At 36.4% G+C, this 13,766-nt stretch carries 12 protein-coding genes; 4 read left to right on the forward strand and 8 right to left on the reverse strand.

Going from position 1 to position 13,766, the window contains the following annotated elements:
- The 4 genes from FD31_RS00990 to FD31_RS01005 form a co-directional block, all read right to left on the reverse strand.
- Positions 1-476, reverse strand: a 476-nt coding sequence (locus FD31_RS00990) for an RNA-guided endonuclease TnpB family protein (protein ID WP_157049136.1), incomplete at its 3' end; no start/stop codon positions are given.
- Between the two features lie 223 nt (positions 477-699).
- Complete coding sequence (locus FD31_RS00995; RefSeq protein WP_057890905.1) at positions 700-1,356, reverse strand: HAD family hydrolase; 657 nt, start codon at positions 1,354-1,356, stop codon at positions 700-702.
- 89 nt (positions 1,357-1,445) lie between these two features.
- Complete coding sequence (locus FD31_RS01000; protein ID WP_057890906.1) at positions 1,446-2,171, reverse strand: alpha/beta hydrolase; 726 nt, start codon at positions 2,169-2,171, stop codon at positions 1,446-1,448.
- Between the two features lie 411 nt (positions 2,172-2,582).
- Positions 2,583-3,632, reverse strand: coding sequence for a CdaR family transcriptional regulator (locus FD31_RS01005; protein ID WP_057890907.1), 1,050 nt, complete (start codon positions 3,630-3,632; stop codon positions 2,583-2,585).
- A 266-nt stretch (positions 3,633-3,898) separates the two neighbouring features.
- On the opposite strand from FD31_RS01005, the gene FD31_RS01010 reads away from it, so the two are divergent.
- Positions 3,899-5,182, forward strand: coding sequence for a GntP family permease (locus FD31_RS01010; protein WP_057890908.1), 1,284 nt, complete (start codon positions 3,899-3,901; stop codon positions 5,180-5,182).
- Positions 5,183-5,196: 14 nt separating this feature from the next.
- Positions 5,197-6,342, forward strand: a complete 1,146-nt coding sequence (locus FD31_RS01015; protein ID WP_057890909.1) for a glycerate kinase family protein — start codon at positions 5,197-5,199, stop codon at positions 6,340-6,342.
- 72 nt (positions 6,343-6,414) lie between these two features.
- Here the strand turns inward: FD31_RS01015 and FD31_RS01020 are convergent, their stop codons facing one another.
- On the reverse strand, positions 6,415-6,864 hold the full coding sequence (locus tag FD31_RS01020; RefSeq protein ID WP_057890910.1) for a GNAT family N-acetyltransferase: 450 nt from the start codon (positions 6,862-6,864) through the stop codon (positions 6,415-6,417).
- 441 nt (positions 6,865-7,305) lie between these two features.
- On the opposite strand from FD31_RS01020, the gene FD31_RS01025 reads away from it, so the two are divergent.
- Positions 7,306-9,567 carry an ATP-binding cassette domain-containing protein gene (locus FD31_RS01025; protein ID WP_057890911.1) on the forward strand — a complete coding sequence of 754 codons (2,262 nt, stop codon included), beginning with the start codon at positions 7,306-7,308 and terminating at the stop codon, positions 9,565-9,567.
- 48 nt (positions 9,568-9,615) lie between these two features.
- A complete protein-coding gene (locus FD31_RS01030; RefSeq protein WP_057890912.1) occupies positions 9,616-9,945 on the forward strand; it encodes a hypothetical protein in 330 nt (109 codons plus the stop codon).
- A gap of 223 nt (positions 9,946-10,168) precedes the next feature.
- Here FD31_RS01030 and FD31_RS01035 read toward each other — a convergent pair whose 3' ends face one another.
- The 3 genes from FD31_RS01035 to FD31_RS01045 form a co-directional block, all read right to left on the reverse strand.
- Positions 10,169-10,630, reverse strand: a complete 462-nt coding sequence (locus FD31_RS01035; RefSeq protein WP_057890913.1) for a helix-turn-helix transcriptional regulator — start codon at positions 10,628-10,630, stop codon at positions 10,169-10,171.
- Between the two features lie 207 nt (positions 10,631-10,837).
- Positions 10,838-11,803, reverse strand: coding sequence for an AEC family transporter (locus tag FD31_RS01040; RefSeq protein ID WP_057890914.1), 966 nt, complete (start codon positions 11,801-11,803; stop codon positions 10,838-10,840).
- 34 nt (positions 11,804-11,837) lie between these two features.
- Positions 11,838-13,460, reverse strand: a complete 1,623-nt coding sequence (locus tag FD31_RS01045) for a malolactic enzyme (protein WP_057890915.1) — start codon at positions 13,458-13,460, stop codon at positions 11,838-11,840.
- Positions 13,461-13,766: the final 306 nt, after the last annotated feature.

Here is a 13,766-nt window from a genome sequence, read left to right on the forward strand (position 1 = left end):
GCTGGACTTCTACGGATAGTAACCGATTTGATAACTTCAGGGATATCTCTACCACATTTAAATTTCATCTCTCCAAGTTTTGGTAACTTGATGTATGAATCACTGACTTGTTGGATATTGTGATTAACATTCTTCGATTGGTAACTCTGGCGGGGATATTTTCTACTTTTGAATTTTGGATAACCAGTATGTTCTTTGAAGAATTTCTTGAATGCTTCTGAAAGATCTTTGTTGGTACATTGTAAGCTAGTACTTTCTACTTGTTTCAAGTAAGGATATTCCTTCTTCAGTAGTGGAAGAAGAATATTCATATCGAAGTTAGATACAAACTTACAGTCATGATTGTTTTCATATCGGTCTTTTTGCATAGCTAACATCAAGTTCCAGACTTTACGAACACATCCGAAATTTCTTTCGATATGTTGAATTTGAAACTCGGTAGGATATATTCGAAGTTTGATTCCTTTTAAAGTCATACATTCACCTCCATTCGTTATGATGTGGGTAAATCATATCATCATGAGGAGATTTATGTTGGTTAAAAAACACGAATGTATGAATATATTTTAAAAAAATTGAGTTGCTCCAGACATTGATTCATCTCGGCAATAAATTACCGAGTTTTCTCAATTAGCAACTTTTATAAAAAGACTTGTAAAAACCCAAATTGGGATTTTGCAAGTCTTCTTTTATTAATTTTTAGTTTAGATATGGTAAAGCTTGGTCGAGTGTTTCAATCATATGTGTTGGCTTAATATCAGTCGTTGCCTTGTTGTGTGGACGATTGACCCAAATAGAAGGCCAATTCATCTTATCAGCAGGAACAATATCAGAAGGATAACCTTCGGCAATGTGCCAGTGATTTTCAGGTGTAAATCCATAATGTTCGTCAACCGTTTTAAAGAAATGTAAATCAGGTTTATAAGCATGAACATCCTCAGCAGTCCAAATATCGAAGGGGACTTGAAGTGCTTTAGCATTAGCGTCGATGATATCCCAAGAAGAGTTAGACATCATAATTAGTTTGTAGCCACAGTCAATGAATTGTTGCAATGTTGAAATGACTTCTGGAAATGGTGTCAAACTGCGATGGGCGGTTAAAACATCGACATAATATTTTTCGAATTGATGATTGAGTCCAAATTGGTAATCAAGATGGATTAAATTGTTACGTGTGAGAATTGAATAATCTTGATAGGGATGCATATTATTCCGATCACTTTGATATTCTGAAAATCTTTGACGAGCTAATTTATGGTCAACACCGATTACTTTAGCAGCGTGTTCAACAGCATCATAAGTTGGTTCCTCGTGAAGTAGTGTTCCGTAACAATCGAAAGTAAGAAATTTTTGCATACAAATGACTTCTTTTCTATAAAATGTATTATATAAAATTATCGTAACATTTTATGAAAAGAAAAACTCATGTTGCTATAATTTTTTGATTAATCGAGCCATTTGAAAACCTTTTCGATGTTATCGCCCCAAGTTTTCCAAGAGTGGTCACCTTCAACTGGCATCCAAGTGTAACGATCCTTTGCATGAATTGATAAGAAATTTTTGAACATAACATTATCTTCGTGCATAAAATCAGCGTCACCACAGAGTGTGAGAATTTCTTGTCTTGGTTGACGATTATTGTAAATATTGGTCAATTGATTTCGAGCAATTTTTTCAGGCGTATTGAAAATGCTGTTAAAGGCTTCCTTAGCCATGGGACATTTAGGATTATCGCGGAAATGTTCAATATCTGTGATTGGTGAAAGTGCAGCTACTTTACTGAATTGCAGGTCATTCAAGAAGGCAATCTTTAAAGCTCCGTAACCGCCCATGCTAGAACCGACAATATAATTTTTTGAACGTTCCTTGGAAATTGGTAGGAGACTTTGCATTTTTGGAATGAATTCGTCAATGAAGTATGAGTAATAAGGGATGAAGTCCGAATCGGAGTAAAAAGCATTTCGTCCCTCAGGCATGATGATGACCCAATTGTGTTCACGAGCAATTTTTTCAATATTAATGTGTCTAATCCAAGCAGAATCGTCACCAGTGTAGCCATGTAGTAACCAAACAGTGGTGTAGTTTTGTTCGTTAGTGTCAGGAACGACGACAGTTGTTTTGAAATAAGTGTGTAAGTAATTAGTACGATAACTAAGATTCATTAATACCATTGTATAAGCCTCGCAATATTGTAGATTCAACCAAATGATAAGCATTTTTTAATCGAAAGTCCATTGAATAGATAGGTAGTTAAATATGCCGCTTCCAAGAGCAAGAAATTTAGGTCGCTGTGGGGACCGACCTGAGCCAAGGTCTCAGGTCTCGATTTTGAGCTCCGCAAAGTACGCGGATCTCAAAACTCGTCCCGTGGTGTAATGGCTAAAGCCATAACGCCACCTACACAGCGACCTAAATTTTTGCTCTTTCCAGCTAGTTATTTTTAATGAGTAACAATTTGTCGTAATTTGCCGTCGTAATTATTACCATAATCACGTGGAAAAATAGGTTATATTCTTACAAATTTACTAAACTAAAAAAAACTACCAGCACTACGGGTTATTTAGGATTAATTAAGTGATGAGTTACTTGTGTTCGTGCTGATACTTTTTGAAATATAAGTAATTAACGTAAAGCTGTAAGACGTCGGTAATGTCGTGCAAATTTAAACCGAAGTATTCGGAAATATTGTTTAGCCGGTAGTTAGTAGTATTACGATGGACTTTCAGTGCTTGTGAGGTCTCCGTTACATTACCGTTATGTTTGAAATAAGCGTCCAATGTCTCGAGTAACTCTAGTCCTGAATTGGTTTTTAGAAAGCCTTTAAAAACACTTAATGTTCGATTAGAGTGAAGATTACTTTCAAGGACATGATTGAGAAAGCTGATTTGTTTGAAATAATAAACGTCAGTTAGTTCCAATTCATTACTGACGTTTATTGTATCCTGAGCCTGTTTAACAGCTTCTTTGAGGTTGATAGTTTGATTGCTGATACCAATTTTTAGGTGGTTATCTTGACAAAATTTTAGGTAACGTAGCAAGTCTGATTTATTTTTAGTGATGATTAACTGTTGTTCGGTCGTCTTGCTGAAAGTAAAGTCGGTTGGGTTCAACTGTAATTTAACTAATGATTTAGTTTCAATAATCACAGCGTAACGCTTAATTGTTAAGTCGATTTTGAGTGCTTGAGCACGCATTTTTAATTCTTCATTATTGAGGATATTATCCGTACTTGTCCATTGATACAGAAAATGGTTGAGACTTTCCTTACGTTGATTTTCTAATTTAGTATTATTGATTTGTGAAATTAGTAATTCCGTCGAAATTTTCAAAAGGGAAGCTAATGGTGTCACTTTCTCTGGATCACCAGTAATTCCGATTACGCCAATCGTTTCACCATTAAATTCAACCGGAATATTGACACCTGGTTGTCCAAACTTACCAAATGATTCTGCCATGGGCTTAGTTTTACCGCTCTGGATCGTATCAATTGCTCCAATGTGGAGGGTGTTTATTCGTTCTTTGTTACCACTAGCAATGATGTAACCTTTTTCGTTCATCATATTAATGTTGTAGGGGACACTCGCCATCATTTTATCAACAATTGACTGTGCCAGATTCGGGTCTAATTTCATTTTTTTCGACTTCCTTGTTCAGTATTATTCAAACTTTCATGAAAATAATAATTTAAAAACTTGTGCATATAAATATTTTACAATATTTTTTTATTTTAAAACATTGATTTATCAAGGAATTATTTTAATTCTTAACTATTTTGCCAATAACCTTTGTGCATTTGTACATTGATTTAGCTAAATTATCACTGTATTATACACTCGTAAATTGATTGTTAAAGATTTAACAATATCACGAGCTATTGAGGAAGGGTGTATTTTTAAGGATGGTTATTGCATGGTGGGCAGCGTTATTGGGGCTGCTTTTAGCGATTGGTTTGATTTTGTTTCGGGTCAATCCAGTTTACGCACTGATTTTTGGAGCAATTGTTGGTTGTTTAGTTGGTGGTTTGTCACTTGCACAAACGACAGATACGATTGTTAAAGGTAGTTCCGGTGTCATGGGGACGATTATTCGCGTTATTGCCGCTGGTGTTTTAGCAGGCGTGATGATGGAATCTGGAGCAGCTAATGTGATTGCTTCAAATATTGTCAATCGTTTTAGTGACCGCTTAGCTATTTTGGCGTTGGCACTTTCAACTATGGTATTAACTGGTGTTGGTATTTTTATTCCAGTTGCAGTTTTGATTGTGGCACCAATTGCTTTGGAAGTTGGTCAAAAAATGCATTATAGTAAGCTTTCGTTACTTGTTGCACTGTCTGGTGGCGGTAAAGCTGGAAATATTATTTCTCCTAATCCAAATACAATTGCGGCTGCCAAAGGTTTCAACGTTGGTTTATCACAAGTAATGATTGCTGATTTTGTTCCAGCTATTGTTGGGTTAATTGTGACAGTTATTTTAGCGACATTAATTAAAAATCGTGGTGAATTTGTATCCGAAAGCGAAAAATTTGAAAGTAAAGCACAAGCAGATTTACCTAGTTTAAAAGCTGCAATCGTTACACCACTAGTTGCAGTAATTTTATTATTGATTACTCCTGTCGGTGATATTTTAGGCTTGAAAGCTTTGGCTGCCTTCAATTTAGATGCTATGTATATTTTACCGATTGCCGGATTAATTGGCACACTAGCAATGGGTCAGGGTAAGAAGTTCTTACAATATATGCAAAAGGGTCTGGCCCGCATGACAGATGTTGTTTTGATTTTAATTGGAGCTGGTGCGATTGCCGGTTTAGTTTCAGTTTCTAATTTGCCACAAAAAGTTGTCGAAATCGTCCAAGCTTCTGGAATTTCCGGAACATTCTTAGCACCAATTGCTGGTATTTTAATGGCAGCTGCCACAGCTTCTACATCTACCGGGGTTATTTTGGCTTCTAATTCATTTAGTAAGTCTATTATGTCATTTGGTATCTCTGGAACTGGTGCCGCAGCAATGGTTCATACGGGTGCCACCGTAATTGATCAATTGCCACATGGTAATTACTTCCACGTAACTGCTAAAGCGGTTGATATGCACTTTAAAGAACGTATGAGTGTCGTCTTTTGGGAAATGCTCGTTGGACTTTCAATGACGATTGTTGCAACATTAATGTATGGAAATTTGTTCTAGAGGTGGAATTATAAATGAAAATTGTTTTAGCTCCAGATTCATATAAAAATTCTTTAACGGCTAAGGAAGTTGCTCAATCTTTACGCAAGGGTTTTGAACGAGTTTATCCAGATGCTGAATATGTTAATGTACCAATGGCTGATGGCGGTGAGGGTACGGTTCAATCATTAGTTGATGCTAAAAATGGACAAATTATAACTGAAGAGGTTATTAATCCGCTAGGCAATAAAACTGCAGCACATTATGGCTTGATTAATGATGGTCAAGTGGCCGTAATTGAAATGGCTGAAGCCAGCGGAATTCAATTCATCAATAAATTCACCCAAAATCCTTATATTACGACTACTTTTGGAACTGGTGAATTGATTAAATCAGCTATTAAGCATGGTGCCAAAACAATCATTATTGGCATTGGCGGTTCAGCAACAAATGACGGTGGTGCTGGTATGGCTCAAGCACTAGGTGCTCACTTGCTTAATGATAAAGGCGAGGAATTGCAATATGGTGGTGCCATGTTACAAAAGCTTGACCATATCGACACTTCCGAGATGATGCCTGAATTAGATGATGTTAACGTAGTTATTGCTTCAGATGTGACAAATCCACTTACGGGACCAGATGGTGCGAGTCATGTTTTCGGTCCCCAAAAGGGTGCCAGTCCAGAAATGGTTGAGTTTTTGGATGGTGCATTGTCACATTATGCAGATATTTTGAAACGTGATTTAAAAAAAGATCTTGAACAAGTCGCTGGTGCTGGTGCCGCGGGCGGATTAGGAGCTGGTTTATTGGCCTTTACTAACTCTCAAATGCGCTCAGGCGTTGACATCGTGGTCGACTATACTGATTTAAAAGCTAAAGTGAAAGACGCCGATGTCGTTGTAACTGGCGAAGGTCAGATTGATTTTCAAACTAAATTTGGCAAGACACCAATGGGCGTAGCACAAGCTACTAAAGCAGTTAATCCTGATGCAACTGTCATAGCTGTTGCCGGTTCGATTGGTGAAAAAATTTCAGAATTATATCCATTAGGCATCGATGCCATCTTCACTTGTGTTCCGGGTGTTGAAGAACTATCGACTGCCATTCAAAATACAGATCAGAACCTACAACAAGTTGCCGAAAATATCGGTCGCTTAATCAAAAATACGCAAAAAAACTAAAAAAATAATAAGAGCGTTCGTAATCGAAATTGATTATGAGCGCTCTTTATTTTTGAGTAGAAAAACTATTTTTTACCGTGTACTTAATTTCATTTTTAATATAGGGAATGGTTTACCCTGATCATCAGTCGCGTGTCTTTTATATGCAACAAAACCAATATGTTCATAGAAACCAACTGCTTGAGGGTTTTGTTCATTGACAGTCAACCTGTCAGCTTGGTAATGATTGATACCAAATTGGATTAGTTGCTTGCCAATACCTTGACCACGATGTTGTTGATCAATAAAAAGCATCGCTATTTCTGAACCATCAATACCCATAAATCCGATGGGTTGCTGTTGATTATCAACGGCAATAATTAAGTTTGGAATTTGCGTCAGAATATCAGGCAGAGAATCTTTGAAATATTGAATGTCAGTTTCAGTTAAGAAGGAGTGCGTATTGCGAACAGCGTTTTCCCAAACGACTGTTAATTGTTTGATAAGCTTTTGACTACGCTTAGTTACTGGAATTATTTTCAAGATTTATCTCCTTATTGTTATCGCGTTGTGCTAGTTAAATATGCCGCCTCCAGGAACAAGAAATTTAGGTCGCTGTGGGGACCGAGTCGAGCCAAGGTCTCGCCTCTCGATTTTGAACCTCGCAAAAGACGCGAGTTTCAAAACTCGTCCCGTGGTGTAAGCACTAAAGTGCTAACGCCACCTTCACAGCGACCTAAATTCTTGTTCCTTCCGGCTAGTTGTTCGTTGTTTTTTATTTTGATGTGTAGAATAACGTTTCCTATAGATTATTTCTCAATTCTGGAGACGGTATAACTAGCACAACGCGTTATTGTTAATAAACTAGTACATAATGATTATTTCCCTGAATTAATCATACTATATTAATTTTAAAAATAAGTTTGAATTAGATTTTTAATTGAAGTATGCTATTTGTCCAGTGCAAACAAGGGGGAAGAATAGTTGAACGATTTTATCGAAGTTGTAGGTGCTAACAATAATAATTTACAGAATGTTTCGGTCAAAATACCCAAGCACCAAATTACTGTTTTCACAGGATTATCCGGTTCAGGTAAATCTTCGCTAGTATTTGATACGATTGCAGCTGAATCGCAACGCTTATTAAATGAGACTTATTCAGCTTTTGTACAACAAATGTTGCCTAAATATGAAGCTCCTCAAGTTGCTGCCATTAAAAATTTGCCAGTTTCCATTGTGATTGATCAGAAGAAAATCGGTGGCAATGCACGGTCTACTGTTGGTACGATTACTGAAATTTATACTGGCCTGCGTTTACTTTACTCACGGATAGCCAAACCATTCGTTGGTTATTCAATGGTATATTCGTTTAACAATCCAACCGGTATGTGCCCCACTTGTCAGGGATTAGGTGTCACTAAGCAAGTGGATATCCATGAGTTGCTTGATTTTGATAAATCGCTTAACGAAGGTGCTATTCAATTTCCGACTTTTCAACCTGGTGGTTTTCGTTGGTTACGATATACAGAAACAGGTAATTTTGATAATAATAAAAAAATTTGTGATTATTCAGATAAAGAATTAGAAAAACTATTATTTGATAAAGGAAGTCAACCAGATAATCCGACATCAAAATGGCCTAAAACGTCCAAGTATATTGGAATAGTTGAACGCATAAAAACGACAATTATGGAAAAAGGTGGATTACATTATCAGAAAGCTTTAAATGAAACTTTTAATGAACAAACTTGTCCAGATTGTCACGGAACGCGAGTAAATAAAATGATTCGGTCAGCCAAAATTAACGGTCAATCAATTGCAGATTGTAGTGAAATGGCAATTGATGATCTGATTGCTTTTTTACAGCAAATACAAGGTAATCAAGAAATTAATTTAGTGTTGAAAAATCTCCTAACTAGATTAAATAGTTTAAAAGTTGTCGGATTAGATTATTTAACGTTAAGTCGTTCAACTACTTCACTTTCTGGTGGTGAGTCGCAGCGAATTAAAATGACTAAGCATTTGAATAGTGCATTGAGTGATGTTTGTTATATTTTTGATGAACCAAGCGTTGGTCTACATCCACAAGATTTGATGGGAATTAATAAGATTTTTAAAAAATTACGTGATCAAGGGAACACCGTGCTACTAATTGATCATGATCCAGATGTTATTAAAATTGCTGATAACGTGGTTGAAATGGGTCCCGGAGCTGGGAAAAAGGGCGGTCAGATTACCTTCGAAGGTACATATCAAAACTTATTAAGCTCTCAAACTGTAACAGGGCAGGCATTATGTCAAAAGCATTCTTTGAATACTAATAAAAAAGATTTTCAAAATTTTTACCAACTACAGCATGCTCATAAATATAACGTTCAAGACGCTTCCATAAAAGTTCCTAAGAACGCTTTAACCGTTGTTACTGGTGTTGCTGGTTCTGGTAAGAGTACATTGATTCGAGAACTATTTACCAAGAAATATCCTCAAGCAGTGACATTTGATCAAAGTGCTATTAAAGGAAGCAATCGCTCAAATATTTTAACTTACTTGGGTGTTTTCGATGAAATTCGTAAACAGTTTGCCAAGGTTTCACAGCAACCAGTTTCACTTTTTAGTTTTAATGGGCAAGGTGGTTGTCCAGAATGTCACGGAAAAGGATACATTAAATTTGATTTGGCATATATGGGGGATGTTAAACAAATCTGTGAAAAATGTCATGGTAAACGGTACAGTGATGAAGCTTTAAAAATTAAGTGTCAGGGGTTAAATATCTTTGAAGTATTACAACTAACGGCTAGTGATGGCTTAGGTCTGTTTTCTAAACGAATTGATCAAGTTTTACAAAATTTATTGGACGCTAATTTGGGATACTTGAACTTTGGACAAAGTTTAGATACTTTATCTGGTGGCGAATTACAGAGATTAAAGATTGCTAAAAGTTTAGGTGAATCAAAACAAAGTAATTTATTGATTTTGGATGAACCAAGTACAGGCTTACACGAATCAGATATTAAACAATTATTGAGTTTAATGAAAAATTTGATAACAACTGGTAAAACATTGATTGTTTTAGAGCATAACTTATCAATCATTTCACAGGCACAGTGGATTATTGACTTGGGACCACGTGGTGGACGTTATGGTGGACAGATACTTTTCCAAGGTTATCCAGTTGATTTAATCAAGAATCAGACTTCATTCACCGCCCAACATTTACGCAGTTTTTGCTTGTCAACAAACCACTAGTTGCGTGATACTTATATAGTAGAGATGTTTTTAGAGGTGATAACGCAAATGAATAATGAAATTAAATATATTATGGATGAACTTGGGGTTATCTATGGTTTTTATCAAGATCAATTTAGTTTAAAACGTATCAAAAGTTATATTTTGAGTATGCCAGAGGGTAAAAAAATTGTGAATGTGACTGCTGGCAAGGTACCCATGTATGACCATCAAGTAGATTTACCAATCGCTGAGTTTAGTGATAAAAGTGATTCAGTGGGTCTATTGCAAGTCAACCACACAATGGTTAATAATCGTGCAGCAGAAGATATTTCGAATGATACGCAACGAATTATTGAATTAGTCAAACGATTAATTAAGTTGGTAGCACCTAAGTAATTATGTCGTTGAAGTCAGAATAAGGTTCTTTCTTAAGTTTGGTTAGATGCCGTTTCTTGCACCCAGAGGTTGGTGTATTAGCTATTTTTAGTGTTAGTAGAATGGAATACAAAAAAGACTAGATTTGCTCAAAATAATCTAGTCTTTTTTGTTTTTCCGGTTAGTGTATTCTTTATTTTGAATCGTTTAACCTTTAGATAGAAATGACCCAATGCTCTTTAGTCTACTTTGTTTGATTTTTACGTTGTTTCCAGACATTGTATAGGATATCTTTTAGAACGAGCATTGCATCTTGCTCAGTGAGACTATAGTCTTGTTTTAATTCTTCCAACATGATATTTATCCTTCGAGCGTAATTGGGTATATTCACATCATTTTGGTATTTAAGAAGAATCGGGTATTTATTTCCCCAAACATTGGTCCAATTAACTTTCTCTTCAGATTCAGGATTGGTTTTATCAATAGTTTCTTGAATTTCTTTAATATCAAGATCAAAGTCAATCAGTTCATCTAAAGATACATTATATAATACCGACATTTTCTTTGATTGACGAATATCAGGAACTGTTTCATCCGTTTCCCATTTTGAAATAGTTTGTCTACTGATTCCTAATTTCTCGGCCACTTCCTCTTGAGAAAGGCTAGACCGTTTTCGTGCTTGAAATAAGCTATTGCCAAGATTCATTATTGCGCCTCCTTATTGGTTGATAATTTTAGTATATGTTTTACTATGGACTGTTCCCACCAATTATAACTGTCAAATATGCTCGGTTTCTTTACTTAGATATAAAAAAACCCCAGTCAACTGCAGAATGTTGACTGGGGTTTTTTACTTGTATATTTATTTGAGAAGGATTTAATTTTGAATGTGTGAATGTACGGAGTAATTTAATTAGATCAAGTTGGCAATTTGCATAAGAATTGGCACAACGATAACGAATAGAACAGTTGATGTTGTTACTAAGTTAGTAGCATAATCAACGTCACCATGTGATTGGTCAACTAGGATAGGCAAGACAGCCAAACCAGGAGCAGCTGATTGGATAATGAATGAGTTTGATTCGATAGTTGGTAATGAACCACCCATTACTGAACCACCAATCAAGATAATACTGATCATGATAGCTGGAGCAACGACGAATCTACCAAGTAGGGCAAGGATTGTATCGCGGTCGAATTTGATTGATTTCAAACCGGCATCAGCTAAGATAATACCAATGTAGATAAGTGACATAGGTGTAACGATACCACCGACCATATCAAGGGTCTTGTTAATCCATTCTGGTACAGGAATAGCAAGAAGCAAGAATACTAGTGATACTAAGAAACCAACAAGTGGAGCAGGAAGTAATTTCTTCCAGTTGAAGTCTTTTTTAGCACCTTTTTCAACAGTTGGATCATCACTTGAGATAAAGAAGATACCAATAGCCCAAGTTGAAATTGTGTTCATAACATAGTAGATAAGGAAGTAAGGCAAACTCTTAGTACCGAACAAAGCCATGTTTAAAGGTAAGCCAATGAAGATTGTATTAGCATTAACGAACATGTTAATGAATGTACCACGGCGACCTTTACGAATACGGAAGACCTTAGTTAAGATCCAAGCAACGATGTAACCAATTGTAAAACTGGCGAAGGTGAAAACTAAACCACCAGATAGACTTGCTAGTTTGTCTCGGTTCAAATACTTAAGAACAGAAACGAAGATTGATGCAGGTAAAGCAATTTTCATAATGATGAAAGAGATATTGCCTTTAAATTCATCGCCCAAACGACCGGAACCTCTTAACCAGTACCCCAAAGCGATAACAAGAACGATTTCAGCAACACTTTCCAGTGAAGTAATAAATGCTTCCATGAATAAATTCCCCTTTATTTGACAAATATGTTAATTAATATTTAGGTTCCCACTTGATGTCAGCAACAGCTTGTTTAGCGTCTTTAGCATCAGTAAGTTTTTCGTCGATAGCTTGTTGAGCAACACCGACAGCAACTGTCATACTAAATTCATCCAATTTTGAAACTGGAGGAAGAACAGCAGCACCTGGTTGTGTAGGGTCAACGATACCACCTAATGAGTGAGCAGCTTTGTTGATCATACCGTCTGATAGAACCTTAGCGTTAACAGCCATTGAACCAAGACCAAGACCTGGGTAAACCAAAGCATTGTTAGCTTGACCAATATGGTATGTAACACCGTTGTATTCAACAGGTTCAACTGGAATACCAGTAGCGATAAGAGCTTTACCATCAGTCCACTTCAAAAGATCTTCAGCCTTAGCTTCTGCTAATTTTGTAGGATTTGATAGAGGGAAGATGATTGGACGTTCTGTGTGAGCAGCCATTTCCTTGATGATAGGTTCTGTGAATGTACCAGGTTGTGTTGATGTACCAACTAAGATTGTTGGGTGAACTGCTTTAACAACAGCTTCCAAGTTTGTTAGTTCATCAGCGTTACTGAATTCACTACGTTGTCTAGTAAATAATTTTTGTTCTGGTGTTAAGTCTTCAGTGTCATCGAACAATAGACCTTGCTTGTCAACTAAGTAGAAGTGTTTTCTAGCTTCGTCTTCTGAAAGACCTTCTTCAACCATGGCATCAAAGATACGTTTTGTGATACCAGCACCAGCAGTACCAGCACCAAATGACAAGTAAACTTGATCAGTAAGTTTTTCTTTAGAAATGTTCAATGCTCCAAGGATACCGGCAAGTGTAATAATACCTGTACCTTGAATATCATCGTTAAATGTCAAAATGTTATCTTTGTACTTGTTCAAGATATTAGCAGCATTGCTACGGCCAAAGTCTTCAAAGTGCAAGTACATGTCAGGGAACAAGTCTTCGGCAGTTTCAACAAATTTGTCAACAAAGTTGTAGTACTTGTCACCTGTAACACGTTCGTGATGGTTACCCATGTATAGGTCATCAGCAAGTAATTCTTTTCTGTTTGTACCAACATCAAGCACAACAGGTAGAACTGACTTAGGATCAACACCAGCAGCAGCTGTATAAACCATCAATTTACCAACAGAGATGTCAACACCTTGGACACCCCAGTCACCAATACCAAGAATACCTTCACCGTCAGTAACAACGATCAACTTGATGTCGCGACCTTCTGAAGCATTCTTTAATGTAGCTTTGATATCATCTTGGTCATCGATTGATAGGTAAGCAGCATTTTGTGGGTCTAAGAATAAGTGACTGTAATTTTCAATTGTGTCAGCGATAGTTGGATCGTAGACAACAGGCATGAATTCGTTAACGTGTTGACTGAATAATTTGTAGAATAAGGTAACGTTTTCGTTGAATAAGTCCATCAAGTACATTCTCTTTTCTAAGAATGTTTCTTTACTTGAGTAGTTTTCGTAGGCTTGTTCTACTTGTTGGTCCAAAGTTTGGACGAAAGGTGGTAGTAAACCTTCGATATGATTTTCTTTTCTTTCTTCTTTAGTAAAGGCAGTACCTTTGTTTAAGAAGTGATTATTTAATAAATCTAAACCAGTATATTTCATAAATTTAATGCCTCCTAATTAACTTTCGTGTTGTACTATATACCCTTATAAAAAATATAGTCAAATATGTTATTATTGATAAATAATATTTATAAGTGGGAAGTTGGTAGATGAAAGATGCCGTCTCCAGCATCGAGAAATAGTTACTGGCTGTGCGGACCGGTCTGAGCCAAGGTCTCAGACCTCGGTTTGAAGCCTTGCCAAAATTCGGCAAGGCTCCAAACACGCCCGGTGGTGTAAGAGCTAAAGCTCTAACGCCACTTTCACAGCCAGTAACTATTCTCGATGTTTCCGACTAGTTTTTGG

The organism is Companilactobacillus nantensis DSM 16982 (assembly GCF_001435815.1).
Taxonomy (GTDB): Bacteria; Bacillota; Bacilli; order Lactobacillales; family Lactobacillaceae; genus Companilactobacillus; species Companilactobacillus nantensis.